The sequence below is a fragment of the Pseudonocardia sp. NPDC046786 genome (assembly GCF_040645415.1).
Classification (GTDB): Bacteria; Actinomycetota; Actinomycetes; order Mycobacteriales; family Pseudonocardiaceae; genus Pseudonocardia; species Pseudonocardia kongjuensis.
Genome location: NZ_JBEYYF010000010.1, coordinates 24,659 through 49,611 on the forward strand (window position 1 = coordinate 24,659; position 24,953 = coordinate 49,611).

Genomic DNA, 24,953 nt, shown 5'->3' on the forward strand with positions numbered 1-24,953 from the left:
TCCCCCCCGGAAATCCGTACTCGCTCCGGCGTGGATCCTGGCACGATGCCGGGCACTGCCGGGCCGTATCGGGGGAGGCGGGTGTCGTGGCCGCGAAGGTCGACCTGAAGCGGGAGCTGCCCTGCTACACCGCCGAGCGCGACACCCCGCGCCTGATCGACGTCCCCGACCTGCGGTACCTGATGATCGACGGGCACGGCGACCCGAACACCGATGTCTACGCCGAGGCGGTCGGCACGCTCTACCCGCTCGCGTACGCGCTGAAGTTCGCCGGCCGGGCGCAACTGGGGCGCGATCACGTGGTGATGCCGCTGGAGGCGCTCTGGTGGGCCGACGACATGGAGTCGTTCACCTCGGCCCGGGACAAGAGCCGGTGGAGCTGGACCCTGATGATCCTGGTCCCGGACTGGCTCGGCGACGACCTGTTCGCGGCGGCGGTCGACCGGGTCCGGGTCCGCTCGGCACCCGCCCGGCTCGGCGACGTCCGGTTCGCGACGCTGTCCGAGGGCCGCTGCGTGCAGGCCCTGCACATCGGCTCCTACGACGACGAGGCCGGTTTGCTGCGCCGGATGCACGAGGAGTTCATCCCCGGCCACGGCCTGGCGATGACCGGCCGGCACCACGAGATCTACCTGAGCGACCCGCGGCGGGTCGCCCCGGAGAAGCTACGGACCATCCTGCGGCAGCCGGTCGCGCCCGCCGGTCCCGGTCCGTCAGCCGGCCGGTAGCGCCGGGTCGGCCTTCAGCCCGACCCCGGACAGCTTCAGCCGCTTCGCCTCACTCATCAGCATCGCCAGCGTCGTCGCCGCGGCCGCGTAACCGGTGCCGTGCGGCGGCCGGATGTTCGACAGGCAGTTGCGTTCGGAGTCCCGCCGGCCGCGCCGGGCGTCGTAGGTGAAGTAGACGCCGAGCGAGTCGACCGAGCTCATCCCGGGCCGCTCGCCGATCAGCACCACCGTGCTGCGCGCGCCGACCGCGGCCGCGATCTCGTCGCCCAGCGCCACCCGGGCCTGGGTGGCGACGACCACCGGCGCGACCCGCCAGCCGTCCAGCCGGTCCAGGATCTCGGCGAGCATGCCGGGCGCGTGCTCCTGCACCGCGCGCGGCGAGAGCCCGTCGGCGACGACCAGCACGACGTCGTGCCCACCGGCCGGCAGCTCGGTGCCCGCGGCGAGCAGCCGGCCGAGATCGGGCCGGGTCAGGTACTCGGCGCGGTCCCGCGGGGCGCCCGCCGCGCGCAGCGTGTCCACCCCGAGCGCGGCGACGGCGCCGACCAGCGCGTCCACGTCCAGCGGCGAGTGCACCGCGTCCCGGGCGGCGGCGTGCGCGGCCCGCAGCTCCAGCAACCGGGCGGTGGGCAGCGCGTCCCCCGCCCGGCCGAGCGCGACCCGGGCCCGGGTGGAGGCGCGCAGCACGTCCAGCGGATCGGTGCCGGTCACCGGACGCCCGCGGTCAGCGTGCGGATGGCCGATCCGGGCAGCTCCCGCACCCGGCCGTCCGGGGCGAGCATGTCCATCGTGGTCAGCCATTCCTCGAACTCCGGCGCCGGGCGCAGCCCGAGCACCTGGCGGGCGTAGAGCGCGTCGTGGAACGACAGCGACTGGTAGTGCAGCATCACGTCGTCGCCGCCGGGCACGCAGATCACGAACGAGCAGCCGGCGGCGCCGAGCAGGGTGAGCAGCGCGTCGGTGTCGTCGGCGTCGGCCTCGGCGTGGTTGGTGTAGCAGACGTCGACGCCCATCGGGACGCCCAGCAGCTTCCCGCAGACGTGGTCCTCCAGCCCGGCCCGGGTGATCTGCTTGCCGTCCCGCAGGTACTCCGGTCCGATGAACCCGACGACGGTGTTCACCAGCAGCGGATCGAACGCCCGCGCGACCGCATAGGCGCGGGTCTCCAGGGTCTGCTGGTCGACGCCGTGATGGGCGTCCGCGGACAGCGCGCTGCCCTGGCCGGTCTCGAAGTACATGCAGTTCGTGCCGACGGTGCCGCGGTTCAGCGACAGCGCCGCCTGGTGCGCCTCCGTCAGCAGGTCCAGGGTGACGCCGAACCCCTCGTTGGCGGCCTGCGTCCCGGCGATCGACTGGAACACCAGGTCCACCGGGGCGCCGCGCCCCATGATCTCGATCGACGTCGTGACGTGCGCGAGCACGCAGGACTGGGTCGGGATCGCGTAGCGGCTGCGGACGTCGTCGATCAGGTGCAGCAGCTCGGTGGTGCGCTGCGGCGAGTCGGTGGCCGGGTTGATCCCGATCACCGCGTCGCCGCAGCCGAGCAGCAGGCCGTCGACGATGGAGGCGGTCACCCCGGCCGGGTCGTCGGTGGGGTGGTTGGGCTGCAGCCGGGTCGCCATCGTCCCCGGGCGGCCGACGGTGGACCGGAACGCGGTCTCCACCGGGGTGCGGCGGCCGACCGCGATCAGGTCCTGCAGCCGCATCAGCTTCGCGGTGGCCGCGACCATCTCCGGGGTCAGGCCCGGCGCCAGCGGCGTGATGTCGGTCGACGGCGCGAGCAGGTGCTCCCGGAGCCCGCCGACGGTCATCGACGAGACCGGCGCGAACGCCTCCGCCGAATGGGTGTCGACGATCAGCCGGGTGACGTCGTCGTCCTCGTAGGGGACGACGTGCTCGGTCAGGAAGGTCGACAGCGGCAGGTCGGCGAGGACGCCCTGGGCGGCGACCCGCTCCTGCTCCGACGACGCCGCGACGCCGGCCAGCACGTCCCCGGACCGTTCCGGTGTCGCCGCGGCGAGCAGGGCCGCCAGGTCCCCGAACTCGTAGGTGTGTCCGCCGAGCGTGGCCCTGCGCCGCGTCATGTCAGTTCTTCCTCCACCTTCGCCAGCGCCGCGAACTCCTCGTCCGGTGCGGCCGCCGCCAGGTGGTGCCGCGAGTAGAGGCCGAAGTACAGCACGAACAGGGCGAAGGCGCCCAGGGTCGCGCCGGCCGCGACCGGATCGACCAGGAACGTGGCGATCACCGCCAGCACCGCGATGACCAGCGCGACCCGGTGGTGACGGCGGGCGAACGTGTAGCCGCCGCCACGTTCCGCTCCTCGAGGTGAGCGGATCGTAGGTGTGACCCCCGGTCGTGCGGGATACGTCGATGTGACGATCTGTTGCGTCCCGCAGCGGCGCCGGCGGGACCCGGTGTCCACGCGACGGAGTGGCCCGGCGGCCCGGTCGTGCCGGACCCCGATCACGGTGCGTGTTCCGGGAAAAGGGTACGCGTCCGTTCGGGTTCTGGCCGGTGACGGTGCGTCGCGGAATGCCGCCGGAAGCGACGGAATCGCGCGCCGCGGGCTGCCGGAAGAGAGCAGTATCCTCGCGGAAAGTAATGCCTGTCGTCCGATAGTGGTAAGGAATTCGTTGGAACGAGGGGCGACCGGATAGCGTTCTGTGCATCGGCAGGGCTCCCGAACCCACGCCGAACACGCCGGTCCGAAACGGACCCCGTACACAACGGAGAACTAACTGTGCTGAAGAAGGCTGGAATCGTCACCGCCGGCGTCACCGCTGGGCTGCTCGCCGTCTCGCCGCTGGCGTTCGCCGGCGACGGTGGTTGGGACCACGGCCACAAGCACGGCGACAAGACCGTCGTCAACGCCGACCAGGTGAACAACATCGACCAGAACCGCAACTCCGCGCAGCGCGGCCTGGTCAACGTCGGCGACGTGAACGCCCTGAACAACGCCAACGTGCTGTCCTGCTCGCTGAACAGCGCCGACATCGCCGCCAGCGTCCTGGGCATCCTCGGTGGCCAGGCCACCAACGGTGCCGACGCGCCGAGCATCTCCGAGTGCTCCCCGGGCTCGACCTCGCAGACCAACGTCCAGGACTGATCTGCGCCTGAGGTCCGAACCGTCCACGCCGATTCCGCGGGCCGTCTCCCGCGGAACCGGCGTGGCCCGGGCCGGCCGTCCGAATTCCCCGCTCCTGCGAACCGGAGCGGGGAATTCGGCATTCTTGCGGTCACCCGGTCGGAAACGACCACGAATTACGGTCGCCGGATCGGGGACCGGCCGGTCGCGAGTCCGGCCCCGAGCGGCACCAGCGCCGCGATCAGCGCCACGTCCGAGGCGAGCACGAGCGGGCCGATCGTGCCCGGACGCCCGATCACGAACAGGATCCCGGCGGCGACGAGCAGCCCGCCCGGCAGCCGGGCGCCGGCCCGCAGCAGTAGCCATCCGGTGAGCGCCAGGCCGAGCGGGGCGAACCAGCCCCAGGGCAGGAACGCCAGCAGTGCGAGCAGCGGCACGCCGTCGCCGACCCGGTCCAGCAGGAAGGTCCCGGTCGCCGCGCCGTACATCGCCTGGATGTTGAACGCCGCCCCGGCGACGAACCCGATCGTGGCGACCAGTGCCACCCGGGGGGCGGCTCGCGGTGCGACCGGCTCCAGCGCGCGCAGCACGCCGGGCACCGCAACCGCCAGCGCGAAGCAGGACCACATCCCGACGGTGCCGCCGAGCACGCCGTCGTTGATGCCGTTCTCCACGAACAGGAACAGCAGGCTGCTGGCCAGCAGCAGCAGCGGGCCCAGCACGGCGGCCGTGCCGGCGATCCGGTCCGCCGTCGTCGGGACGGTGTGCGTGGTCGTGTCGGTCACGACGGTCTCCTCCCTCCCGGGGCACCCGCCCCGGGACCGCCGTCCACACTCGACCCGTCCGGGACGCCGGCCCAGCGTGCGGCCCGACCGGCAGGGGTGCGGACGGCCGCACCGCGGCCGGCCGGTCCACCCCCTGTCCGCGCGCGGCCGGGCGCGGCGATACTCGGCCGATGACCCCGCACCGGCGGCTGCCGACCGTGCTCGCGGTCACCGGGACGGTCGTGGTGCTCGTCGCCCTCGCCACGCTGCTGGCCCGGGGCCGTGGCGCCGAGGTGCTCTACGGGCTGTTCTTCTGGCACAACGGCCCGTCCGCGGTCGTGCTGCTCTGGACCGGACGGTTCGTGCTGAGCAGGCGCCCCGGGCACGGCTCCGGCGTGGTGCTGATGACGATCGGGTGGATCCACGCGGTGCACACGGTGCTCGCCGCGGTCGCGGACGCCGCGCTGGTCCGGGCCGGGCTGAGCGAGCCGCTGACGGTGGCCCTGACCGACGGCATCCTGGCGGTGACCCTGCCGCTGTCCGCCACCGTGCCGCTGAACGCGATGAACTGGTTCTGGGTGCCCGCCGCGGTGCTCACCGCGGTCGCGCTGCCGGCACTGTTCCCGGACGGCAGGCTCGCCGGCCGGACCGGCCGGGTGGCCGCGGTGGCCGGGACGCTCGGTGCCGGGCTGCTGGTCGCCGCGTCCGCCTGGGACGCCTGGCCCACCGCGACCTGGGCGGTGGCGGACCGGCCCGCCGGGATCGGCCTGCTCATGGCGCTCGGCGGCGCCGCGGTGCTGGTCGGTGCCGCCGCGGCGCTGGCCGGTCTGGCCGGGCGGTGGCGGCGGGCGGATCCGGCCGAGCGCGGCCCGTACCGGGTGATCGGCGTCGTGCTGGTGCTGTTCGCGCTGGTGGGGGTCCTGACCCATCCGTGGCGGGCACTGTGGATCCCGGCGATGCTGGTGCTGATCAACCTGCTGGTCGTCTGCTACGGGGTGGCCGCGGCCCGCTACCGGCTGCACGAAATGGAACCGGTGCTCGGCCGTACCGCCGTCGCGGTGGCGCTGTCCGCGCTGGTCGCGGTGGTCTACCTGGCCGTCGTGGTAGGGGGCGGCGGGCTGCTCGGCCGGCTCGGCGGCGCCGCGCCGGACGGGGCGCTGCCGGTGCTGGCCGGGGCGGCGCTGGTCGCCCTGCTGGTCGAGCCGGTCCGCCGGTACACCCGGCGGGTGACCGACCGGCTGCTGTACCGGCGCGACACCGACCGGCTCGGTGTGATGTCCCGGCTGGCGGCCAGGGCGTCCGGGACGGCGAGCCTGCCGGAGGTGCTGCACGACGTCGCGAACCTGCTGGTGCGCAGCACCGGGGCCGCCCGCGCGGAGGTGTGGCTGGACGCCGCGCGGGTCGCCGGATCGGGCACCGCACCGGCCCGGCACGCCGAGCTGCGGGTGCCGATCGAGGCCGGTGACGAGCTGCTGGGCGAGCTGCGGCTGCTCGCCGTCGCCCGCGCCGACCTGGTGCGCGACGCCCCGTCACTGCTCGACGACGTCGCCCGCGCACTCGGCCCGGTGGTGCGCACCGCGCGGCTGGCCGACGAGTTGCAGGAACGGCTCACCGAGCTCGCCGAGTCGCGCCGGCGCCTGGTGGAGGCGCACGACGCGGCCCGCCGCGGGATCGAGCGCGACCTGCACGACGGTGCGCAGGCCCGGCTGGTCGCACTGCGGATGCGGATCGGTGCACTGCACGCCGGGACCGGCGATCCGCGGCTGGCCGAGCTGGGATCGGAAGTCGACGCGGTGGTGCGCAGCCTGCGTGATCTCGCCCGCGGCCTGCACCCGCCGCTGCTCGACGAGCTCGGCGTCGCCGCCGCGCTGCGCGCCGCGACCCGGACCCTGCCGGTGCCGGTCACCGTCGGCGGCACCGGCTTCGGCCGCCGGGCCCGGGCGGTGGAGACGGCGGTCTACTTCAGCTGCCTGGAGGCCGTGCACAACGCGGTGCGGCACGGGGCGCCGACGCGGATCGGGATCGAGCTGACCGGCGGGCCGGACGGGCCCGCCTTCACCGTCACCGACGACGGCGGCGGGTTCGGCCCCGGTCCGGCCGGACCGGGGACCGGGCTGACCAACATCGCCGACCGGGTCGCCGCGCTCGGCGGCCGGGTCCGGATCGACGGCGGCGCCGGCGCGGGCACCCGGGTCGAGGGCACCCTGCCCGATCAGCCGGAGGTCGCGGAGAGATAGACCAGCACGGCCCGCACCCGGCGGTGCACGGCGTCGTCGTCGGGATCGAGGCCGAGCTTGGTGAACACGCTGGTGATGTGCTTCTCCACGGCGCGGTCGCCGAGCCGCAGCCGATCGGCGACCGCGCCGTTCGACAGTCCCTCCGCGACCAGCCCCAGCACCTCCCGTTCCCGCCCGGTCAGCCCGGCCAGCGGCGACGCGGCCCGCCCGGACCGGGCCGCCACCAGCGCCTCCACCACCTGCGGGTCCAGCACGGTGCCGCCCGCGGCGACCGTGCCGATCGCGTGCCGCAGCGTGTCCAGGTCACCGATCCGTTCCTTCAGCAGGTACGCCCGCCCGGCGGCGCCCGGGGTGAACAGCCGCAGCGCCCAGTCCGGCTCCACGTACTGGGAGAGCACGACCACCCCGGTCGACGGGTTCCCGGCGGCGAGCTCCTCGGCCGCCCGGATGCCCTCGTCGCGCAGCCCGGGCGGCATCCGGACGTCGGTCACCACCACGTCCGGCCGGTGCTCGGCGACCGCCCGCTGCAGCTCGGGCAGCGTCGGGACGCGGGCCACCAGGTCGAGATCGGGATCGGCGTGCAGCAGCGCGGCCAGCCCCTCCCGGATGAGGTAGCTGTCCTCGGCGGCGACCACCCGCAGGGCCATGCCCGGAACCTAGCGGGATCAGGGATGGTGCGGGAGCACCACGTGCGACGGGTGGTCCGGGCCGTGCAGCACCTCGTAGCGGATCCGGCGGCCGGTCACCGCGGTCGCCATCCGCTCGCCGGTGCCGTGGTTGCGGGCGAACCGCGGGAACGCGGCCCCGGCGATCTGCACCCGGATCCGGTGCCCGGCCCGCACCCGGTACCCGGTCGGGCTCAGTGCCAGCCGGACGACCGTGGTGCCGTCCGGCGCCGTCGCCTCCCGGCCGGGGACGAGCCGGTGCATCGCGTCGGTGACGTTCAGCGACGTCCCGTCCGGGGCGACGTCGCAGACCCGCACGAACACGTCGCCCTCGGCCGAGTCGGTGCCCTCGGCCGCGGTCCGCACGTACACCACCGCCGACACCTGGCCGAGCAGGTCGAGATCGGTCTCCTGCGGCGGTCCGGTGTAGACGAGCACGTCGTCGCGGGCCTCGACGTCGCGGTTGTCGTGCTGCTTGGACGGGGGCTGCAGCATCGGCCCGCCGACCGTCGGCGTCGGGTCCGCCGGGTCGTAGACGAACGAGTCGGCCGCCGCCCCGGCCGACGGCGACTCGGGCAGCAGGTGCCCGCCCGACGCCAGGTACCACTCGCTGGGCTGGGCGTCCGGCGGCGGCCAGCACGGCAGGTCGGTCCACCGGTCGGCGTGCTGGACGTAGGCGCGCACCGGGGCCCGGCCGTCGTGCGGCCCGTCGTGCAGGTGCACGCCGAGCCAGTGCACCATCTCGTGCGCGATCGTGGACACCGACCCGGCGTCGCCGTGGTTCCACGGGCCGATCGTGATCCGGGCGGTCGCGCCGCCCCGCTGCAGCGCGGTGAAGTCGACCAGCTGACGGTCGACGAACAGGTCCCACCAGCCGGTGACCATGCAGACCGGGGGCATCGCGGCGGCGTCGAAGCCGTCGTGCTCGGCGGGCGCCCAGAACTCGCGCGGCCGCTCGGCGTGCTCGACGAAGTCCCGCCAGAACATCACCGGCGCGCCGGCCAGCGCGACGTCGGCGGCTTGCAGCGGCAGCGACGTGACGGCGCGCCGCTTGCGCCTGCTGAACACCGGGGTGGCCAGGAAGCCGGTGACCGCGCCGATCCGCTCCTGGCGGCCGATCTGGTTCACCCAGCCGGCCAGGTTCAGCAGCCCGGGGGCGCCGCCCGGGTAGAACGTGCTGGTGAACTCGGACGCGGTGATGTCGGCGTTCATCGAGCACAGGCCCGGATCGGCGTAGGGCGCGACCGCCCACTGGGTGTGCCCGACGTAGCTGGGGCCGACCATGGAGACCCGGCCGTCGCACCACGGCTGCCCGCGGACCCAGTCCAGTGTGTCCAGCCCGTCCGCGCTCTCGTGCAGGAACGGCCGGAACTGGCCGCCGGAGCCGAAGGTGCCGCGGGTGCTCTGCACCAGCACCTGGAACCCGCGGCGGGCCAGCAGCGACCCGATCAGCGAGCCGAGGCCGTCGCGGCCGTAGGGGGTGCGCATCAGCACGACCGGGCGCGGCCCGGCCGGGCCGGGGCGGCGGTAGCGGTCGGCCAGCAGCACGACCCCGTCGGACAGCGGGACGCGCAGGTCCCGCTCCCGCACGTAGGGCACCGGCGGGCCGGTGAAGCCCAGTCGCCGGTCGATCAGACGCTCCGCGAGCGCGGCCATCGCCACCTCCCCCCTCGGGCCCGCGTGGCTGCGGGGCCCCGGCCGATCGTAGGAGAACCCGGTTGCCGGCTCAGGTCGGCGGCCGGTATCCACGGCGGATGGCAGTTCCGCAGGCCGTCCCGCCGGTGCTCACCGACGGCGTGGTGACCCTGCGCGGGTTCGTCGAGTCCGATGTGGCCGAGATCGCCGCCGTCTACCGGGACCCCGAGATCCGGCGCCGGACCACGCTCGGGGCGCACCTCTGCACCGCCGACGCCCGGGCCTGGACGGAGCTGGTCGCGGCGAACTGGGCGACCGGCGACGGCTTCGGCTGGGCGGTCGAGGCGGCCGGGCCGGACGGCCGCCCCCGCTACGCCGGGCAGATCGACCTGCGCCCCGGCCCGCCGCCGAGCGTCGGCTTCCTGCTCGCGCCGTGGGCGCGCGGCGCCGGCCGGATGAGCCGGGCGCTGCGGCTGGCCGCCGGCTGGGGGTTCACCGGGGCCGGGTTCGAGGTGCTGCACTGGGCGTGCCGGGCCGGGCACGTCGCGTCCTGGCGGGTGGCGCACGCCTGCGGGTTCGCCTTCGACGGCGTCCGCACCCGCGCGCTGCCCGGCCCCGGCGGGCTGGTCGACGCCTGGACGGCCGTGCTGCTGCCGGACCCGGCGGTCCCGTCGGCGTCCCGGGAGCCGCGCACCACCTGGTGGCCGGTCCCGGTCCTGGGGTGCGGACGGATCCGGCTGCGCCCGCCGTCGGGATCCGATGTGGACCGGCACCTGACGACCTACAACGACCCGGAGAGCCGCTGGTGGGACGGCACGCGCTCGCACGAGGCCGACGCCGCCGACGCCCACCGGTGGCTGCTGCACGACACCGAGCTGGCCCGGTCCCTCGGCGCGGCGGTGACCTGGGTGATCGCCGACCGCGACGACGACCGCTACCTCGGCACGATCACCGTGTCCGGGATGGACCGGCCCTACGCCCCGGCCGGCGGCGAGATCGGCTACCGCGCCCATCCGGACACCCGCGGCCGCGGCCACGTCGCGGCGGCGCTGCGGCGGGTCACCCGGCACGCCTTCACCCCGGTCGCCGACGGCGGGCTCGGCCGGAACCGGCTGGCGCTGGGCACCGCCGCCGAGAACGGCGCGAGCCGGCGGGTGGCCGAGCGGGCCGGTTTCCGGCAGGCCGCGGCGTTCCGCGCGGACGGCGTGTGCGGCCTCGACGGCGGGATCGTCTCCGACGGCGTCTGGTACGAGCTCCTCGCGGCCGACCGGTGATCGACACGTCCCCGGCGCGCCCGGGACCGTCGGTGGTCCCGCGTAGCCTCCGCCGGGTGCAGGTGCTGCGGATGACGTGTTGTGACCGGGAGTGGGTCGGGGCGGACCGGGCCCACTGCTGCGGCCGTTTCGGCGGCTGCGGTGCCGTGTTCGACGACGCGGATCTGTGGGACTCCCACCGCCCGCGCGGCGTCTGCGTCGCCGATCCCGGCGAGCTCGGGCTGATCGCCACCCGCAACGGGATCTGGCTGCGGCCGCTCGACGCGGCCGGCTGAGCGGGATCCCGCCGGGCGGCCCCGGCTCAGCCGGTCGCGCGGGTGATCCCGCGGAACACCGCGTCCTGCTCGCCGGGATTGCACACCAGTACCAGGTCGAGGCCGGTGAACCAGAGCACCGATCCGGCGCCGAACCGCCTGCTGCCGCCCGCCGCGCAGCGCAGCTCGATCACCCCGGCGTCCACCACGACCAGGGCGCCCCGCCACTCGTCCTCGTGGTGCGGGCGGGAGCCACCCGGCGGCAGCCGCACGGTCCGGGTGCGGAACGACGGCGAACCCGGCATGGCCCAGCCCCTTCCGCCGTCGGCACCATCGGGGGAGACCGGCCGGACCGCCGGAAGTCATCGGTCCGGCCGTGCTCAGGCCGCGATCGGGGGCGCCAGCACCTCGCTCACCGTCCGGTAGCCGACCCGGGCGGCGGCGGTGACCTTCGCCCGGTCGGTGGTCAGCCCGCGGACGCCGGTCGAGCGGTGCGGGGTCAGCGTCAGCAGGTGCGCGCCGCGCCGGTCCGGATGTGCCGCGTCGGTCAGCAGCGACAGGCACTCGCCGTGCCGGGCGGAGTCCTGCGCCATCCGGCCGAGCCCGGGGGCGAGCCGGTCCAGCGACCGGGCCCACAGCGGGACGCGGGCGTCGGCGGGTGGTGCGGTCAGCTCGTCGGCGGTGCGGGTCATCAGGGCGAGCACGTGGGTGGCGCCGCCGCGCAGCGCCCTGGCCACCGGCAGCGGATCGCCGACCGAGCCGTCGATCCACTCGTCGTCGCCGATCCGGACGGGCGGCCCGGCGAGCAGGGGGATCGTCGCGGTGGCCCGCATCGCGGCCTTCCAGCCGGCGCCGTCGGGCAGGTCGGTGAGCACGTGCGGGGTCAGGTCGCCTGCCCGGGTGACCAGCACCCGCAACGGCACCGGGCTGGTCACCAGCGACGACCAGTCGGTGGGCCGGGACTCCACCAGGATGTGGTCGAGCAGGTGGTCCAGCGACACCATCGGCCGCCGGGTGCCGAACCGGCGCGGGTCGATGAACTCCCGGCACGCCATGTCGTCGCCGAAGATCCGGGCGGCGTCGGCGCCGTGGCCGAGCACCAGCGCGGTCCCGACGAACGCACCCGCCGAGCTGCCCCACACCTCGTCGAACAGGCCGGCGGCGCCGAGATCGGCCAGCGCGTGCACCATGCCGCCCGCGTAGGCGCCGCGCATGCCGCCGCCGCCGACGACCAGGGCCAGCCGGTGCCCGTCGTCGTGCAGCCCGGGGCCGCGCCCGGCCGTCAGGCGGGCCGCGAGCAGCCGCAGCACCTCGGTGTCGCCGTGGGCCCCGGGGGAGACGGGGGAGTGGCTCATGGCGGCCATCCTCGTCCCCGCCGCAGCGGCGGGTCGCCCGGGCCGGGCCGGGACCGTTCACGTGCCACCGGTCGCGGCCCGCCCACCGCCCACCGCCCCGTGGAGGGGCCGGGGCGGGGCCCTAGTAGGTTCGCGCGACCAGGGGGTACATCGTGACGCAACGACGCCAGCCGCAGTTGGGGGCGATCGAGTCGACGTCGCTTCCGGCTGCGCACGCCAGGGCCCGCGACGCCCGCCGGCGCCGTCCGGTGGCGGCGGACCCGGCGGCCGCAGGCCTGGCCGAGGATCTCGACCTGGGGGCCGCGCCGGGCCGCGCCGACGCGCTGTGCACGCTGCTGCGCGCCGCCGTGCTCGACCACTGGGTCCGGGAGTTCGTGGGCCGGAACCCGGCGGGGACGGTGGTCGAGCTCGGCCCGGGCCTGGACTCGCGGGCGGGCCGGCTCGGCACCGCCGGTCCGGCGCACTGGGTCGACGTCGAGCTGCCCGAGGTCGCCGACCTGCGCCGCGAGCTGCTGCCCTCGCCCGCGCACCTGGTGGCCGGGTCGGCGCTCGACGAGGACTGGCTGGAGCTGGCAGGTGAGCTGCCCGGCCCGTACCTGGTGGTGTCCGACCAGGTGCTGTCACTGCTCCCGGAGCAGGGCGTGCAGCGGATCGTGTTCACCGCGGCCCGGATGCTGCCCGGCGCGGAGCTGGTCACCGACGTGCTGTCCCGGGCCGCCGCCGGGCGGCTGGGCACCGGCCCGCTGCGCGCGCTGGAGGTCGACTGGACCTGCGAGGACCCGCGCGAGCTGGAGCCGTGGGGACTGCACCTGCTCGACGCCTGCGGGGTGGGTGACCCGCCCGCCGCCGTCGCCGGGCGGCTGCCGCGGACCACCCGGGCGCTCGCCGCCGCGCTGCGTGCCACCCCGGCGCTGCGCGGGCACCGGCTCGCCCACTACCGGATCCGGCCCGGCTGACCGGATCGCCGGGGCCCGTCGTGGCCGGACCCGGCTCCCCAGTCGGACCGGCCACGACGTGACGGCGACCCCCCGGGGCCGCCCACCCCGGCGCGCTGCGCCGGGCACGACCGGTACGACGAGCCGGAGCGCCTCCGGTGACGGCACGCGCGGCCGGATCATCAGAAGTGGGGAGCGGGCCCCGTGGGTAGGCTCGGCACCGTGACCGTTCCGAAGATCGAGGCGGATCCGGCGGAGGTCGGGCTGGACGCGGCCCGGCTCGCCCGGATCGACACGCACTTCCGCCGCTACGTCGACGACGGCAGGCTCCCCGGCTGGACGATCGCGGTGGCCAGGGGCGACCGGCTGGTGCACCTGTCGCACCACGGCCGGCGCGACGTGGAGGCCGGGCTCCCGGTCACCGACGACACGATCTGGCGCATCTACTCGATGACCAAGCCGATCACCTCGGTGGCCGCCCTGATGCTCTGGGAGCGAGGGGCGCTCGAGCTCACCGATCCGGTGTCCCGCTACATCCCGGCGTTCGCCGAGCAGCGGGTCTACCGCGGCGGCTCCGCGCTGAACCCGGGCACCGAGGCCGCCCTGGAGCCGGTCCGGGTGCACCACCTGCTGACCCACACCGCCGGGCTCACCTACGGCTTCCACCACGCGCACCCGGTGGACGAGATGTACCGGTCCAAGGGCTACGAGTTCGGCGCCCCCGAGGGCGTCGACCTGGCGACGGCGGCCGACCAGTTCGCGTCGTTCCCGCTGCTGTTCCAGCCCGGCACCGAATGGAACTACTCGGTCGCGACCGACGTGCTCGGCCGGGTCGTCGAGGTCGCCTCCGGGCAGCGGCTCGACGAGTTCCTGCGCACCGAGATCCTCGATCCGCTCGGGATGACCGAGACCACGTTCTCGGTCGCGCCCGGCTCGCCGGAGGCCGAGCGGCTGGCCACCCTCTACAACGCCCGACCCGGCGGCGGGCTGGTCGTCAACAAGGTGCTCGCGCGCGCGGCCACCCGCGAACCGACCTACCTGTCCGGCGGCGGCGGGCTGCTGTCCACGGCGGGCGACTACCTGCGGTTCGCCCGGATGCTCGCCCGCGGCGGTGAGCTCGACGGCGTCCGGATCCTCGGCCCGCGGACGCTGGCCCGCGCCACCCGCAACCACCTGCCCGGCGGCGGCGACCTGGAGACGGTCGGGCGGCCGATCTTCTCCGAGTCGGCGTTCACCGGCGTCGGGTTCGGCCTCGGCTTCTCGGTCGTGATCGACGGCCCGGCCGGCAAGCAGCTCGCCAACGAGGGCACGTTCGCCTGGGGCGGGCTCGCCTCGACCGCGTTCTGGGTGGATCCGGTCGACGACGTCGTGGCGCTGTTCTTCACCCAGCTGGTCCCGTCCAGCACCTACCCGATCCGTTCCCAGCTCCAGACGCTGGTTCAGCAGGCGGTGATCGACTGATGAAACCGGCTTCCCCCGCGCTCGCCTTCGCCATCCAGACGGTGGTCGTCGCGGCCTCGCTCTGGGTCGCGACCGTGCTGGTCAGCGGGATCGACCTGGCCGCCGGGACGACCGGCGCCCGGATCGGGACGCTGCTCGGCGTCGCGCTGCTGTTCGGCGTGGTGAACGCCGTGGTCAAGCCGATCGTGGCGACGATCGGCTGCCCGCTCTACATCCTCACCCTGGGCCTGTTCGGCCTGGTCGTGAACGCACTGATGTTCATGCTGACCGGCTGGCTGTCCGGGGTGCTGAACCTGCCGTTCGTGGTCGACGGGTTCTGGGCGGCCTTCTGGGGCGCCATCATCGTCGCGATCGTGTCGTTCTTCCTGAACCTGGTGGTCCCGGACCGCTTCGACCGGAGCTGACCCGGCGGGGGCGGGCGCCGGCGCCCGCCCCGGTGCGGGTCAGACCGGCCAGGTCTCCTGGCGGTACGCGCCGTCCCAGAACATCCACTCGTAGCGCGACGTCGTGGCGAAGTGCGCCCGCATCCGGTCCAGCTCGGTGTCCGAGACGGTGCCGCCGATCCGGTCGGTCGCGTCCAGCACGGCGTCGACGACGGCCCGGAACTCCTCGCCCGCGTACATGTCGATCCAGCGCTGGTAGAGCGGGTCCGGCGAGCCGGTGCCGACCAGGTGCTCGCCGACCTTCGCGTAGATCCAGTAGCAGGGCAGCACGGCCGCGACGCCCTCGGCGTACGAGCCGCCGTGCGCCGCCGCGAGGATGTAGCTGACGTAGGCGCTGGTGGCCGGCGCGACCGGGGTCGCCCTGGCCTCCTCGGAGGTGAGGCCGAGGCCGCCGAGCAGGTCGGTGTGCAGCTCGCGCTCGGCGGCGATCGCGCCGGCCGCGTGCTCGGCGAACATGACGGTGTCGTCGTCGTCCGGGGCCTTCGCCGCGCACACGGTCAGGGCCTTCGCGTAGCCGCGCAGGTAGTGCGCGTCCTGGATGATGTAGTGCCGGAACGCGTCGTGCGCCAGCGATCCGTCGGTCAGCCCGGTGACGAACGGGTGAGCCAGGATCTTCTCGTGGATGGGTTCGACGTCCGACCAGAGCAGGTCACGTGTGCGGTGCGCCATGACCGTCACCGTAGTGGCGGTGCGCGGCGGGCATCGGTGCCGGCGCGGTGCGGCGACCTGCACCGCGAGTGACCGTGACGGCCCCGTAATGCCTGGTCGACACGGTGTCAACCGGGCGGTGACACGACAGTGAGACGCTGAGCACTTAGCAGCGGAGATGGGCGGCGGGGCCGTCACCATGGGATGAGGCGGGCGGCTCAGCGCGGAGGGCGCGCCGATGTCAAGTCCCCCTATCGCGGAGGTGAGGGCATGAGCGCACCGGCGCCCATGGAGCACCACGAGAAGATGCGGATGCGGGCCGCCGCGTTCCGGGCCACCCGGGTCTACCCGGGCCCGGTCGGCGAGCTGATCTCCCGGGAGCTGCTGTCCTGGGAGGACTTCGGGTACCGCCTCGGCGGGAACCGCCTGGTGATGGACCTCGTCGACGACGTGCTGAAGTCCCAGCCCGCGTCGCGCTCCGACGCGGCCTGATCCTGCGGTCCCGGCGGCGCGCGCTCAGCGCAGCGTGCTGCCGGAGACCTCGGCCGCCGGACCGGTCGGCGGGTCGCCGTCGGCCAGCCCGGCGACGGCCGCGGCCAGCACCACCATCGCGGCCAGCGTGGTCAGGCTCCCCAGCCGCGCGACGATCGTGAAGACCCGTGCCGCGGTACCGCCGCGCCCGGCGGCCTCCCGGGCCGGGATGCGGTCCCTGTTCGCCGGCGGGCCGGGCGCCGGACTGCGCTGCTCCGGGGCGGCCGGTCGCAGTCCGGCGGGTCGCTGTGCGGTGGGTCGCTGTGCGGTGGGTCGCAGCTGTTCGGCAGGGCGCTGTTCAGCAGCTCGCTGTTCGGTGCGCCGCTCCCCGCCCGACCGCCCGCCGGTCGGGAACGGCGGCTCCGGGTGCGCCGCGCGCCTGCGGGTGTCGGTGCCCGGCCGCTGGACGCGCGGGTCCCGGGTGGTGGGCTGCTGCGCCGCCGGGCCCTGCTCGGCCGCGCGGGGCGTGCCGGGCCGCGGGGCGGGGACGCCCGGCCGGTGCGTGAGGTCCAGGTGGCGGACGTCCCCCTCGGGCCGGACGCGCCTCGGCGCCTGCTCGGCGGTGCCGACGGGCCGGCGCGGGGTCGGGATGCGGATGACGGGCGCGGACATGACGATCACCACGATCTCGGGGGAGTCGATACGGGGTCTTCGGGATCCGGTGCGCGCCGCCGGTTCCTGCTTCTGCCCGTCTTGTCGTGTCGGGTGCTCACCCTGTTATCCGGTGACGAGTTACGCCAATCGTCGGAGTGACTGCTCCACCCGACAGATGGAACGAAACACCCGTACGCCATTCGAGGGATCACACAGGGTCGCCGATCATCACTCCGTTGCGCGGGGCACCTGGTCCGGGGGACGACCGATCAGGCCGCGCGAGTGCGCCACCGAGACCGCCTCGGCCCGCCCGGAGGCGCCGAGCTTCGCCATCACCCGGGAGAGGTGGACGCTGACCGTCTTCTCGCTGATGAACAGGCGCGCGCCGATGGCCCGGTTGGTGAGCCCGCGCGCGACCTGCTCGAGGACGGCGTGCTCGCGCGGGGTCAGCGGCGCCGGCCGCCCCGCCCGGTCGCCACTGCTCGGACCACCACTGCCCGGACCGCCACCGCCCGGACCGCCGGCGTGGCCGGCCAGCTCGGCGACCGCGGACGCCAGCGGGCGGGCGCCGAGCCGCTGCGCGGTGTCCGCGGCCGAGGCCAGGTCCTCCGCCGCGGCCCGCCGGTCCGCGGCGGCACCGCGGCCCGCACCGACGGCGCGGGCCAGCAGGACGGCCGCCCGCCGCAGCCGGGCCTGCGCGGCCCGGTAGCCGTCGCCGTGACCCGCAAACGTGTCGACGACCGCGGTCCACGGGTCCGGGTCGGTCGAGCCGGCGGCCCGGCCGATCTCGGCCCGGGCGCGCAGGAGCCAGGCCCGGCCCTCCGGCCCGATCGTGGTTCCGCGCGGCATGCCGTGCTCGGCGGCGTGCTCGGCGAACCCGAGCAGCTCCGCGGCGGCCGCCCGGAAGGCGGAGTCGGGTGCGCCCTCGGCGCGGGCGGCGACGGCGAGATCGGCCTGGGCGCCCGCGCCGAGCGCGCCGAGCGCGATCTGGCCGAGGTGCAGCGGGAACTCGCGGCGCAGCTCGTCGATCGCGGCCCGGGCCCGCCGGGCGGCGAGCCCGGGATCGCCGGCCAGCCAGGCGGCCTCCACCCCGACCATCCCGAGCAGCATCGGCACCTGCTCGTGCGGCGGCGGTTCGGGGGCGAACAGCTCCAGCAGCCGCTCGGCGGCCGCGAGGTCGCCGCGGGCGACGGTGACCATCGCCCCGGCCGCCGCCGGCACTCCGGTGATCTGCACCGGCACGGCCGGGTCGATGCCGTGCGCGATCCGGAGGGCGGCGTCCCACCCGCCGCGCTGGAACTCCACCCGGGCCCGCACCACTTGGAAGTCCAGCCCGTACCCGACCCAGGACAGGCCGTAGCCCGCCGCACGGCGGCTGCCGTCGTCGAACTCGGTGACCGCGTCGTCGAGCCGACCCTCCTCCAGCAGGGAGACCCCGCGGTTCCACACCGTCCGCAGCTCGACGGTCCGGCTCCCGGACGCAGCGGCCAGCTCGGCGGCGTCGGCCAGCAGGTCCCGGGCGCGCGCCGGATCGCCCTCGGTCTGCGCGCAGAACGCCAGTGTGATCAGCGCGTCGGCGTGCGCCGCCGTCAGGTTCCGGAGCTCGGCGCCGGTCAGCGCGGCACGGTCGGTGCCGTCGACGACCGCCAGCGCCGCGCGCGCCTGCGGCCAGGCCGGCTCCGGCCGGTCGGCGTTGACCAGTGCGCGGGCGAGGACGGCGTGCGCCCAGGCGAGGTCGGGCCCGGGCGGCTCGTCGGCGAGCAGCTGGATCGCGGCCTCGGCGGCGCCGATCGCCTCCTCCAGCCCGGACCCCCGGTCGAGCAGGCGCATCGCGTACCGGATGCGGGTGCCCGCCGCGGCGAGCGGTCCCTCCCGCTCGTCGGCGACCCGGACGGCGAGCGCCCCGAGCGCGGTCGCCCGCTCGGGATCCCCGGCGGCCCCCGCGGCCCAGGCCGCGTCGCGCAGCAGCACGCTCTCGGCGACCCCGGCCACCTGCACCGGATCGGGCACCGCCGGCCACAGCTCCAGTGCCCGCTCGGTGTGCAGCAGCGCCTCGGCCGGACCGTGCCTGCGCTGCGCCTCGCGGGCGGCGAGCACCGACGCGGCGAGGGCGCGCGGCAGGTCGTGCGCGGCGACCGCGTGCCGGGCCAGCTCCGCGGCTGCGCCCGGCTCGTCGAGGCGGTCGGCGAGCAGCTCGGCGAGCCGGGCGTGCCGGCGGGCCCGCTCGCCGGGGAGCAGGTCGTCGTGCACCGCCTCGCGAAGCAGCGCGTGCCGGAAGGCGTAGGTGTCCCCGGCGGCGCCGGCCGGGACCAGGACGTGGTGCGAGACGGCCTCGCGCAGCCCGGCGGCCAGCTCGTCGGCGGGCAGGCCCGCGGCGTCGCACAGCAGATCGTGCGGGATCCGCCGCTCGGCCAGCGACGCCACCTGGAGCACCACCCGGGCCTGTTCGGAGAGCTGGTCCAGCCGGGTGAGCAGCACATCGGCGATGGCCTCCGGGAGCTCGGCCCGCCCGGCCGCGACCATCTCCTCGGCGAAGAACGCGTTGCCGCCGCTGCGGTCGGCGATCCGGTGCAGGGTCTCCTCGGGCAGCGGGCTCCCCGTCGAGGACACGCGGTGCCGGACCAGTTCCAGCACGTCGGCGGCCGGGAGCGGGCCCAGCTCCAGCCGGCGCACCGCGGGCAACCGGACCAGCTCGGCCAGGGTGCGCCGGAGCGGATGCCTGCGGTGCAGGTCGTCCGACCGGTAGGTGGCCAGCACCAGCAGCCGCTGCGAGCCGAGCCGGGCCAGCAGGTAGCCGAGCAGCTCGCGACTGGACCGGTCGGCCCAGTGCAGGTCCTCCAGGACCACCAGCAGCGGCGCCTGCGCCGCGCCGGCCCGCAGCGCACCGGCCACCCCGTCGAACACGGCCAGCCGGTCCAGCTCCCGGTCTGCTGCGGCCCGCTCGGGCGCCGGGGTGCCGCCGGGGAGCAGCCCGCGCAGCGCCGGACGTTCGGCGAGCAGCTCCCGGTCGGTGGCCTGCAACCCGGCCAGCACCTCGGAGAACGGCAGGTAGGGCAGCGGTGCCGAGCCGGTGTCCAGGCACCGGCCGACGACGACCCGCGCGCCGGCCGCGGCCGCGGCGGACGCCAGCTCGCCGGCCAGCCGGGACTTACCGATCCCGGCGTCCCCGGACAGCAGCACCGCGCCGGCCCGGCCGCCGACCGCACCGGCCAGTGCGGCGCGCAGCGCGGCGAGCTCGGTCGCCCGGCCGAGCAGCACCGGCCCGGGGTCCGGCAGTGCGTCGCCGGGCCCCGGCGGGAGTGTCACCGGCCCGGCCACCGGGTCATCGTGGCACGCGGGTCCGACAATCCCGGCCGGATTCCGCGGCCGGCCGGGCCGGTGTCATCCGGAGCAGCCGGCGCAGCCGGGACCGGCGGCGGGCCGGACGGACGGACCGGGCCAGCCGGTCGGCGTCCGCCTCGGCCCGCAGCTGGTCCTGCCGCTGCCGGGCGAGCGCGGCGTGCAGGTCGGTGGGGTAGCGGGCGGTGCGGTCGTGGTCCGCGTGGTGACGGGGCATGGCCACGACACTCGGCCTGAGGCCCGGCCCGGCACATCGGGCGGTCACGCACCGCCGATCGCCGCCGGCGCGGCCGTCCGGGGGTAAGGGGCCCTCAGGACGGCGGCGCCAGCAGTCCGCGGCGGTAGGCCGCGACCAGGTGGTGCGGGACCAGGTGCCGCCTGCCCTCCAGGGTGACCGGCACCAGGTCCGGTGCCTGCGCCTTCCACTGCGATCGGCGGTGCCGGGTGTTCGCGCGCGACATCCGGCGCTTGGGGACTGCCATCAGCTCTCTCCTTCTCGTTCGGTCCCGACGGTCGGGTCGTTCCGGACGGGATCGGCGCACGGCTCGTCGTGCGCCCAGCCGAACGGGTCCGGCAGTCCGGCCCAGGCGGCCTCGCCCGCCGCGATCTCGGCGTCGGACAGCAGCGCACCGTGCAGCGCGGCGTCGATCCCGTCCGGATCCGCGTCGTGGCAGAGCACGACGAGATCCTGTGCGCGGTCCCCCCAGCGCGGGTGCCAGGCCAGCGCGGCCATCGCCCGCCGCTGGTCGCCCGCCTCGGTCCACGCCTGCTCGTCCGCGCCGTCCAGCCAGTCCCCGGCGTGCCCGATCCGCATCCCGCCGCCCGCGCTCTCCAGCCACAGCACGGCGTCCGGCCGGGTGGCGAGCCAGATCCGGCCGCGGGCGCGCACCACGCCGTCGAGCAGGGTGTCGATCGCGTCGTGCAGCCGGTCCGGGTGGAACGGCCGGCGGGCCGAGAACAGCAGAGTCCGGACGCCGTCGGCGGCGTCCAGCGGCGGCGTGCCGCGCAGCAGCGGATCGTGCACCCCGCCGGGAACGCCGCGGCGGGACTCCTCGGGGACGCCGTCGCAGAACAGCCGGTGGTCGCCGCGGGAGGGGAGCAGCCGCGGGGCGGTCGGGGCGAGCCGGTCGAGCACGGCCGCGGTGCGCCGGTCGGCGGGATCGTCGCCCTGCAGCGCCCGGGTGGTCACGATCACGTCCGCGAACTCTGCCTGGCCGACGGCGAGCTGGGCGACGGTGCGCTCGTCGTCGGGCAGCGTGCTCAGGCCGCGCTCGGGCAGCGTCGCGTCGCCGGTGGCGTCGTCGAGCCAGCTGTCCGGATCGAGCACCGTGACCACACCGCGCAGGTCGACCAGATCGGTGACCAGGCGGGGTTCGGCGTCGCCGGACTCGTACAGCACCGAGCCGAGCGCCCAGCAGACCGGCTCCGGCTCGAGCCGCGGGTCCAGGTGTAGGACGACCCGGGACACCGTCCCGGCCAGCTGCACCAGGGTGGGCAGCACGTCCTCCCGGATGGTGCAGCTCACGCAGCCGTGCGCCAGCTCCAGCACGGTGTGCTCGTCGCGGCCGCCGGACCGGAACCGCCGGTGCACCCGGCCCTGGGCGAGGTGCCGCAGGTCGTGGTGCAGCACCACCAGTCTCGGGTCGAGCTCCCGCATCCGCGCGATCGTCCGCTCCGTCCCGTCGTGCGACGTGCCGCACAACACCACCAGCTCGGTCATGCCTTCCTCCCGGAGTCGACGTGGTCGCGGTCAGGTGTAGCCTAAACGAAAACGATTCCCATTGTTGGAGAGGAGGTCCCGATGGCCAAGACGACGGACGTACGGCCGATCGTCAAGCTGCGCTCGACGGCCGGCACCGGCACGACGTACGTCACGCGCAAGAACCGCCGCAACGACCCGGACCGGCTGGTGCTGCGCAAGTACGACCCGAAGATCCGCAGGCACGTCGAGTTCAAGGAGGAGCGCTGAGTGAAGCTCGCGAAACGACCGACCGCACCGGCGTCCGGTCGCGGCAAGCCGCTGCGCGCGGCGCGGCGCAAGCCCAATCCGCTGCACGCCCGCGGCATCGAGCACGTGGACTGGAAGGACGCGGCGCTGCTGCGCACGTTCATCTCCGACCGCGGCAAGATCCGGGCCCGCCGGGTCACCGGCCTGACCGGGCAACAGCAGCGCCGGGTCGCCGTCGCGATCCGCAACGCGCGGGAGATGGCCCTGCTTCCCTACCCGCACGCGGGGCGGTGAGCGCGTGTCCCGTCGCTGTGACCTGACCGGGCGCGAGCCCGGCTTCGGCAAGAATGTCTCGCACTCGCACCGCCGCACCAGCCGACGGTTCGATCCCAACGTGCAGCAGAAGCGCTACTGGTACCCGGCGGGCGGCCGCTGGGTCCGGCTGCGGCTCTCCGCGAAGGGGATCAAGACGGTCGACCGGATCGGCGTCGACGCCGCGATCGACCGGATCCGGGCGAACGGGGTGCGTGTCTGATGGCCACCACCGGGCAGATCGCCAAGAACGAGCGGCGCACGCGGATCGTCGCGCGCTACGCCGAGCGCCGGGCCGAGCTGAAGACCGTCCTCGCACGGCCGTCGTCGAGCGAGGAGGAGCGGGCCGCCGCCGCGGCCGAGCTCCGGCGTCAGCCGCGGGACGCCAGTCCGACCCGGGTGCGCAACCGTGACTCGGTCGACGGGCGCCCGCGCGGGCACCTGCGCAAGTTCGGGGTCTCGCGGGTCCGGCTGCGCGAGCTGGCGCACGACGGCTCGCTCCCCGGCGTCCGCAAGTCGAGCTGGTAGACCGGCTCCCACCTGCACGGATCCGGATCCGGGGCCCCCGCTGCGGGGCTCCGGAACCGGTGTGTAAAGTTGGTCGCGCCGGTGAGCGGAGGGCGTAGGATTTCTCCGCGGACCGGCGATGTTGGCCCCCTTAGCTCAGTCGGCAGAGCGTCTCCATGGTAAGGAGAAGGTCTACGGTTCGATTCCGTAAGGGGGCTCTGGAAGTGGCCTCGCCGCACGGCGGCGGGGCTTCTTGCATGACGGTGTAGCTCAGTCGGTAGAGCAAGCGGCTCATAATCGCTGTGTCGCCGGTTCGAGTCCGGCCATCGTCACAGTATCGTCACAGTGCTGGCGGAACACGTCCGCACACGACACGGAACACCTGCTGGGAGGCACCCGCGATGGCCAAGGCCACGGACGTGCGGCCGAAGATCACTCTGGCCTGCGAGGAGTGCAAGCACCGCAACTACATCACCAAGAAGAACCGGCGGAACGACCCCGACCGGCTCGAGATCAAGAAGTTCTGCCCGAACTGCGGCACCCACCGGGCACACCGCGAGACCCGCTAGTACCGGTGGTCGACCAGTCCTGGGTCGGGCGCACGCTCGACCCGGTCGGGCCGTACCAGGTCGGCCGGGAGAAGATCCGCGAGTTCGCCGGCGCCATCGGTGACGGCGATCCGCTGTTCCACGACGTCGATGCCGCCCGCGCAGCCGGTCATCCGGATCTGCTCGCCCCGCCGACGTTCCCGGTCTGCTTCACGATGCCGGTCATAGAGGCCTTCCTCAAGGACCCGGCCTTCGGCTGGGACTACACCCGCATGGTGCACGGCGACCAGCGCATCTCCTTCCACCGGCCGGTCCGCGCCGGTGACGAGCTGACCACGGTCGTGCACGTCGACGAGCTCCGCACCCGGGCCGGCAACCACATGCTGACCCTGCGGTGCGAGGTGTCCGACGGAGCGGGCGAGCCGGTCGTGACCACGCACTCGATGCTGGTCAGCCCGGCCGGGGACGACTCGTGAGCGCCCCGCTGACGCCGGAGTCCGCCGCCGCGGTGGCGAAGGGCGACGCGCTGCCCACCTTCGAGGTGCGGCTGACCCGGGGCGATCTGGTCCGCTATGCAGGCGCCTCCGGCGACCTGAACCCGATCCACTGGAGCGACCGGGTGGCCACCGTCGCCGGCCTCCCCGGCGTGATCGCGCACGGGATGCTGTCGATGGCGCTGGCCGGCCGGGTGCTGACGGCCTGGACCGGCGACCCGGCGGCGGTACGCAGCTACGGCACCCGGTTCACCCGGCCGGTCGTGGTGCCCGACGACGACGAGGGCGCCACCGTCGAGCTCGGCGGCACGGTCGCCGAGGTGCGCGAGGAGGACGGCGTGCGGACCGCGGTGGTCGATCTCAAGGCGGTCTTCGACGGCCGGACCGTGCTCGGGCGGGCCCGGGCCGAGGTGGTCCTGCCGCGGTAGGACCCGGGGTGCGGGCCGCCTGCGGGGGGTGCCGTACACTCGTACCAGCCGGGCGCGCCGGATGATCGGTCGCGCCCGTCCCGCCGCCCCCAGGGGTGGTTCGGGGCATAGGGGTGTAGCTCAATTGGCAGAGCAGCGGTCTCCAAAACCGCAGGTTGCAGGTTCAAGTCCTGTCACCCCTGCCACGACGCCGCAGATCGCCGGACCGTCCGGTGGTGCGGCCGACGGCACGGACGACGAAGCAGAGCAGGTTCTCTCACACGGAGGACGTGACCGGCGGCGGGCGGGAGCCCACCGCGTGCGGAGGGCGAAGGCGTGAGCGAGCTGGCGGGCGAACCTCTCGGCGCGGCGCGGACGCGACCGGCGAGCGTGGGCGAGGAGGGTTCGTGACCGACGAGAACGAGCCGGGCCGGCCCGAGCGGGAGCGCCCGAGCAACGCCGCCGACCGTCGTGGACGGCGGGCCTCCGGTGCGTCCGGTGGCTCCGGGGCGGAGGGCACCCCCGCCAAGGGGCGCGCCACCCCGTCCCGCGCCGCGGCCGCGGCGACCAAGGAGAAGAAGGTCTCGCCGATCGGCCGGGTCATCCGGTTCCTGCGCGAGGTCGTCGCCGAGCTCCGCAAGGTCATCTGGCCCAACCGCTCCCAGATGGTCAAGTACACCATCGCCGTTCTGATCTTCGTGTCGTTCATGGTGGCCCTGGTGTTCCTGCTCGACTCGGCGTTCGCCGAGGGCGTCGCGTTCCTGTTCGGCAGGGACTGACACGAGCGGT

The 24,953-nt window shown here is 75.2% G+C and carries 31 protein-coding genes and 3 tRNA genes; 20 read left to right on the top strand and 14 right to left on the bottom strand.

What is annotated here, in order from left to right:
• Positions 1-86 precede the first annotated feature (86 nt).
• Positions 87-728 carry a GyrI-like domain-containing protein gene (locus ABZ881_RS14585; RefSeq protein ID WP_358484826.1) on the top strand — a complete coding sequence of 214 codons (642 nt, stop codon included), beginning with the start codon at positions 87-89 and terminating at the stop codon, positions 726-728.
• On the opposite strand, the gene eutC is transcribed toward ABZ881_RS14585, so the two are convergent.
• From eutC to ABZ881_RS14600, 3 genes are read right to left on the bottom strand one after another with little or no spacing between them, the layout of a single operon-like run.
• Positions 714-1,439, bottom strand: a complete 726-nt coding sequence (gene eutC, locus ABZ881_RS14590; protein WP_358484828.1) for an ethanolamine ammonia-lyase subunit EutC — start codon at positions 1,437-1,439, stop codon at positions 714-716. The genes ABZ881_RS14585 and eutC overlap by 15 nt on opposite strands.
• On the bottom strand, positions 1,436-2,812 hold the full coding sequence (locus ABZ881_RS14595; RefSeq protein ID WP_358484830.1) for an ethanolamine ammonia-lyase subunit EutB: 1,377 nt from the start codon (positions 2,810-2,812) through the stop codon (positions 1,436-1,438). The genes eutC and ABZ881_RS14595 overlap by 4 nt, the downstream gene beginning before the upstream one ends.
• Complete coding sequence (locus ABZ881_RS14600) at positions 2,809-2,973, bottom strand: hypothetical protein (RefSeq protein WP_358484831.1); 165 nt, start codon at positions 2,971-2,973, stop codon at positions 2,809-2,811. The genes ABZ881_RS14595 and ABZ881_RS14600 overlap by 4 nt, the downstream gene beginning before the upstream one ends.
• Before the next feature lie 495 nt (positions 2,974-3,468).
• Between ABZ881_RS14600 and ABZ881_RS14605 the strand changes: the two genes are divergently transcribed.
• Complete coding sequence (locus ABZ881_RS14605) at positions 3,469-3,834, top strand: hypothetical protein (protein WP_358484833.1); 366 nt, start codon at positions 3,469-3,471, stop codon at positions 3,832-3,834.
• A 155-nt stretch (positions 3,835-3,989) separates the two neighbouring features.
• On the opposite strand, the gene ABZ881_RS14610 is transcribed toward ABZ881_RS14605, so the two are convergent.
• The gene (locus ABZ881_RS14610; protein WP_358484835.1) at positions 3,990-4,598 is read right to left on the bottom strand and encodes a hypothetical protein; all 609 of its coding nucleotides are present in this window, start codon (positions 4,596-4,598) and stop codon (positions 3,990-3,992) included.
• Between the two features lie 170 nt (positions 4,599-4,768).
• On the opposite strand from ABZ881_RS14610, the gene ABZ881_RS14615 reads away from it, so the two are divergent.
• Positions 4,769-6,814: an ATP-binding protein gene (locus ABZ881_RS14615; protein WP_358484836.1), complete on the top strand. Its 2,046-nt coding sequence runs from the start codon at positions 4,769-4,771 to the stop codon at positions 6,812-6,814.
• Here the strand turns inward: ABZ881_RS14615 and ABZ881_RS14620 are convergent.
• Both ABZ881_RS14620 and ABZ881_RS14625 read right to left on the bottom strand, forming a co-directional pair.
• Positions 6,790-7,461, bottom strand: coding sequence for a response regulator transcription factor (locus tag ABZ881_RS14620; protein WP_358484838.1), 672 nt, complete (start codon positions 7,459-7,461; stop codon positions 6,790-6,792). The genes ABZ881_RS14615 and ABZ881_RS14620 overlap by 25 nt on opposite strands.
• 18 nt (positions 7,462-7,479) lie before the next feature.
• The gene (locus ABZ881_RS14625; RefSeq protein WP_358484841.1) at positions 7,480-9,135 is read right to left on the bottom strand and encodes a CocE/NonD family hydrolase; all 1,656 of its coding nucleotides are present in this window, start codon (positions 9,133-9,135) and stop codon (positions 7,480-7,482) included.
• Positions 9,136-9,233: 98 nt separating this feature from the next.
• On the opposite strand from ABZ881_RS14625, the gene ABZ881_RS14630 reads away from it, so the two are divergent.
• Positions 9,234-10,388 (top strand): GNAT family N-acetyltransferase, encoded by a 1,155-nt coding sequence (locus tag ABZ881_RS14630; protein WP_358484843.1) that lies wholly within the window; start codon positions 9,234-9,236, stop codon positions 10,386-10,388.
• A 56-nt stretch (positions 10,389-10,444) separates the two neighbouring features.
• Positions 10,445-10,663, top strand: a complete 219-nt coding sequence (locus ABZ881_RS14635; protein ID WP_358484844.1) for a hypothetical protein — start codon at positions 10,445-10,447, stop codon at positions 10,661-10,663.
• 26 nt (positions 10,664-10,689) lie between these two features.
• Here the strand turns inward: ABZ881_RS14635 and ABZ881_RS14640 are convergent, their stop codons facing one another.
• Positions 10,690-10,947: a hypothetical protein gene (locus ABZ881_RS14640; RefSeq protein ID WP_344027945.1), complete on the bottom strand. Its 258-nt coding sequence runs from the start codon at positions 10,945-10,947 to the stop codon at positions 10,690-10,692.
• 75 nt (positions 10,948-11,022) lie between these two features.
• Positions 11,023-11,997: a patatin-like phospholipase family protein gene (locus ABZ881_RS14645; protein ID WP_358484846.1), complete on the bottom strand. Its 975-nt coding sequence runs from the start codon at positions 11,995-11,997 to the stop codon at positions 11,023-11,025.
• A 152-nt stretch (positions 11,998-12,149) separates the two neighbouring features.
• Between ABZ881_RS14645 and ABZ881_RS14650 the strand changes: the two genes are divergently transcribed.
• The 3 genes from ABZ881_RS14650 (at position 12,150) to ABZ881_RS14660 (ending at position 14,797) form a co-directional block, all read left to right on the top strand.
• Positions 12,150-12,953 carry a class I SAM-dependent methyltransferase gene (locus ABZ881_RS14650; RefSeq protein WP_358484849.1) on the top strand — a complete coding sequence of 268 codons (804 nt, stop codon included), beginning with the start codon at positions 12,150-12,152 and terminating at the stop codon, positions 12,951-12,953.
• 201 nt (positions 12,954-13,154) lie between these two features.
• Positions 13,155-14,393, top strand: coding sequence for a serine hydrolase domain-containing protein (locus ABZ881_RS14655; protein WP_358484851.1), 1,239 nt, complete (start codon positions 13,155-13,157; stop codon positions 14,391-14,393).
• Positions 14,393-14,797: a phage holin family protein gene (locus ABZ881_RS14660; protein WP_358484853.1), complete on the top strand. Its 405-nt coding sequence runs from the start codon at positions 14,393-14,395 to the stop codon at positions 14,795-14,797. The genes ABZ881_RS14655 and ABZ881_RS14660 overlap by 1 nt, the downstream gene beginning before the upstream one ends.
• 39 nt (positions 14,798-14,836) lie before the next feature.
• Here ABZ881_RS14660 and tenA read toward each other — a convergent pair whose 3' ends face one another.
• The gene (tenA, locus tag ABZ881_RS14665; protein ID WP_358484854.1) at positions 14,837-15,505 is read right to left on the bottom strand and encodes a thiaminase II; all 669 of its coding nucleotides are present in this window, start codon (positions 15,503-15,505) and stop codon (positions 14,837-14,839) included.
• 249 nt (positions 15,506-15,754) lie between these two features.
• Between tenA and ABZ881_RS14670 the strand changes: the two genes are divergently transcribed.
• Positions 15,755-15,976: a hypothetical protein gene (locus tag ABZ881_RS14670; protein WP_232021269.1), complete on the top strand. Its 222-nt coding sequence runs from the start codon at positions 15,755-15,757 to the stop codon at positions 15,974-15,976.
• A gap of 24 nt (positions 15,977-16,000) precedes the next feature.
• Here the strand turns inward: ABZ881_RS14670 and ABZ881_RS14675 are convergent, their stop codons facing one another.
• From ABZ881_RS14675 to ABZ881_RS14695, 5 genes are all read right to left on the bottom strand, one after another.
• A complete protein-coding gene (locus tag ABZ881_RS14675; protein ID WP_358484855.1) occupies positions 16,001-16,627 on the bottom strand; it encodes a hypothetical protein in 627 nt (208 codons plus the stop codon).
• 210 nt (positions 16,628-16,837) lie between these two features.
• Positions 16,838-19,927 (bottom strand): AAA family ATPase, encoded by a 3,090-nt coding sequence (locus ABZ881_RS14680; RefSeq protein ID WP_358484856.1) that lies wholly within the window; start codon positions 19,925-19,927, stop codon positions 16,838-16,840.
• A gap of 4 nt (positions 19,928-19,931) precedes the next feature.
• The gene (locus ABZ881_RS14685; RefSeq protein ID WP_358484859.1) at positions 19,932-20,165 is read right to left on the bottom strand and encodes a hypothetical protein; all 234 of its coding nucleotides are present in this window, start codon (positions 20,163-20,165) and stop codon (positions 19,932-19,934) included.
• A gap of 94 nt (positions 20,166-20,259) precedes the next feature.
• Entirely contained in the window at positions 20,260-20,430 is a 171-nt protein-coding gene (gene rpmF, locus ABZ881_RS14690) for a 50S ribosomal protein L32 (RefSeq protein ID WP_344027975.1), read from the bottom strand.
• Positions 20,430-21,668: a GTP-binding protein gene (locus ABZ881_RS14695; RefSeq protein WP_358484861.1), complete on the bottom strand. Its 1,239-nt coding sequence runs from the start codon at positions 21,666-21,668 to the stop codon at positions 20,430-20,432. The genes rpmF and ABZ881_RS14695 overlap by 1 nt, the downstream gene beginning before the upstream one ends.
• A gap of 81 nt (positions 21,669-21,749) precedes the next feature.
• On the opposite strand from ABZ881_RS14695, the gene rpmG (ABZ881_RS14700) reads away from it, so the two are divergent.
• From rpmG (ABZ881_RS14700) to secE, 11 genes are all read left to right on the top strand, one after another.
• A complete protein-coding gene (rpmG, locus tag ABZ881_RS14700; RefSeq protein ID WP_344027981.1) occupies positions 21,750-21,917 on the top strand; it encodes a 50S ribosomal protein L33 in 168 nt (55 codons plus the stop codon).
• Between the two features lie 51 nt (positions 21,918-21,968).
• A complete protein-coding gene (rpsR, locus tag ABZ881_RS14705) occupies positions 21,969-22,190 on the top strand; it encodes a 30S ribosomal protein S18 (protein WP_344028071.1) in 222 nt (73 codons plus the stop codon).
• Positions 22,191-22,194: 4 nt separating this feature from the next.
• A complete protein-coding gene (gene rpmB, locus ABZ881_RS14710) occupies positions 22,195-22,431 on the top strand; it encodes a 50S ribosomal protein L28 (RefSeq protein WP_358484863.1) in 237 nt (78 codons plus the stop codon).
• Positions 22,431-22,736 carry a 30S ribosomal protein S14 gene (gene rpsN / locus ABZ881_RS14715; RefSeq protein ID WP_358484865.1) on the top strand — a complete coding sequence of 102 codons (306 nt, stop codon included), beginning with the start codon at positions 22,431-22,433 and terminating at the stop codon, positions 22,734-22,736. The genes rpmB and rpsN overlap by 1 nt, the downstream gene beginning before the upstream one ends.
• A gap of 124 nt (positions 22,737-22,860) precedes the next feature.
• Positions 22,861-22,933, top strand: a tRNA-Thr gene (locus ABZ881_RS14720).
• A gap of 41 nt (positions 22,934-22,974) precedes the next feature.
• Positions 22,975-23,047 (top strand) — tRNA-Met (locus tag ABZ881_RS14725).
• 69 nt (positions 23,048-23,116) lie between these two features.
• A complete protein-coding gene (gene rpmG, locus ABZ881_RS14730; RefSeq protein ID WP_020623293.1) occupies positions 23,117-23,284 on the top strand; it encodes a 50S ribosomal protein L33 in 168 nt (55 codons plus the stop codon).
• Positions 23,285-23,289: 5 nt separating this feature from the next.
• On the top strand, positions 23,290-23,739 hold the full coding sequence (locus ABZ881_RS14735) for a MaoC family dehydratase N-terminal domain-containing protein (protein ID WP_358484868.1): 450 nt from the start codon (positions 23,290-23,292) through the stop codon (positions 23,737-23,739).
• Positions 23,736-24,185 carry a MaoC/PaaZ C-terminal domain-containing protein gene (locus tag ABZ881_RS14740; RefSeq protein WP_358484869.1) on the top strand — a complete coding sequence of 150 codons (450 nt, stop codon included), beginning with the start codon at positions 23,736-23,738 and terminating at the stop codon, positions 24,183-24,185. The genes ABZ881_RS14735 and ABZ881_RS14740 overlap by 4 nt, the downstream gene beginning before the upstream one ends.
• A 109-nt stretch (positions 24,186-24,294) precedes the next feature.
• A tRNA-Trp gene (locus ABZ881_RS14745) sits at positions 24,295-24,370 on the top strand.
• 201 nt (positions 24,371-24,571) lie between these two features.
• The gene (gene secE / locus ABZ881_RS14750; protein WP_344027997.1) at positions 24,572-24,943 is read left to right on the top strand and encodes a preprotein translocase subunit SecE; all 372 of its coding nucleotides are present in this window, start codon (positions 24,572-24,574) and stop codon (positions 24,941-24,943) included.
• Positions 24,944-24,953: the final 10 nt, after the last annotated feature.

What these genes read in the sequence shown, in the direction of transcription:
- rpsN (WP_358484865.1), top strand. Translation starts at nt 22,431, where the DNA reads ATGGCCACCACCGGGCAGATCGCCAAGAACGAGCGGCGCACGCGGATC.
- ABZ881_RS14625 (WP_358484841.1), bottom strand. Translation starts at nt 9,135, where the DNA reads ATGGCCGCGCTCGCGGAGCGTCTGATCGACCGGCGACTGGGCTTCACC.
- ABZ881_RS14675 (WP_358484855.1), bottom strand. Translation starts at nt 16,627, where the DNA reads ATGTCCGCGCCCGTCATCCGCATCCCGACCCCGCGCCGGCCCGTCGGC.
- ABZ881_RS14620 (WP_358484838.1), bottom strand. Translation starts at nt 7,461, where the DNA reads ATGGCCCTGCGGGTGGTCGCCGCCGAGGACAGCTACCTCATCCGGGAG.
- ABZ881_RS14595 (WP_358484830.1), bottom strand. Translation starts at nt 2,812, where the DNA reads ATGACGCGGCGCAGGGCCACGCTCGGCGGACACACCTACGAGTTCGGG.
- rpmG (WP_020623293.1), top strand. Translation starts at nt 23,117, where the DNA reads ATGGCCAAGGCCACGGACGTGCGGCCGAAGATCACTCTGGCCTGCGAG.
- rpmG (WP_344027981.1), top strand. Translation starts at nt 21,750, where the DNA reads ATGGCCAAGACGACGGACGTACGGCCGATCGTCAAGCTGCGCTCGACG.
- rpmF (WP_344027975.1), bottom strand. Translation starts at nt 20,430, where the DNA reads ATGGCAGTCCCCAAGCGCCGGATGTCGCGCGCGAACACCCGGCACCGC.
- ABZ881_RS14660 (WP_358484853.1), top strand. Translation starts at nt 14,393, where the DNA reads ATGAAACCGGCTTCCCCCGCGCTCGCCTTCGCCATCCAGACGGTGGTC.
- ABZ881_RS14640 (WP_344027945.1), bottom strand. Translation starts at nt 10,947, where the DNA reads ATGCCGGGTTCGCCGTCGTTCCGCACCCGGACCGTGCGGCTGCCGCCG.
- ABZ881_RS14615 (WP_358484836.1), top strand. Translation starts at nt 4,769, where the DNA reads ATGACCCCGCACCGGCGGCTGCCGACCGTGCTCGCGGTCACCGGGACG.
- ABZ881_RS14695 (WP_358484861.1), bottom strand. Translation starts at nt 21,668, where the DNA reads ATGACCGAGCTGGTGGTGTTGTGCGGCACGTCGCACGACGGGACGGAG.
- ABZ881_RS14685 (WP_358484859.1), bottom strand. Translation starts at nt 20,165, where the DNA reads ATGCCCCGTCACCACGCGGACCACGACCGCACCGCCCGCTACCCCACC.
- tenA (WP_358484854.1), bottom strand. Translation starts at nt 15,505, where the DNA reads ATGGCGCACCGCACACGTGACCTGCTCTGGTCGGACGTCGAACCCATC.
- ABZ881_RS14645 (WP_358484846.1), bottom strand. Translation starts at nt 11,997, where the DNA reads ATGAGCCACTCCCCCGTCTCCCCCGGGGCCCACGGCGACACCGAGGTG.
- ABZ881_RS14670 (WP_232021269.1), top strand. Translation starts at nt 15,755, where the DNA reads ATGAGCGCACCGGCGCCCATGGAGCACCACGAGAAGATGCGGATGCGG.
- ABZ881_RS14630 (WP_358484843.1), top strand. Translation starts at nt 9,234, where the DNA reads ATGGCAGTTCCGCAGGCCGTCCCGCCGGTGCTCACCGACGGCGTGGTG.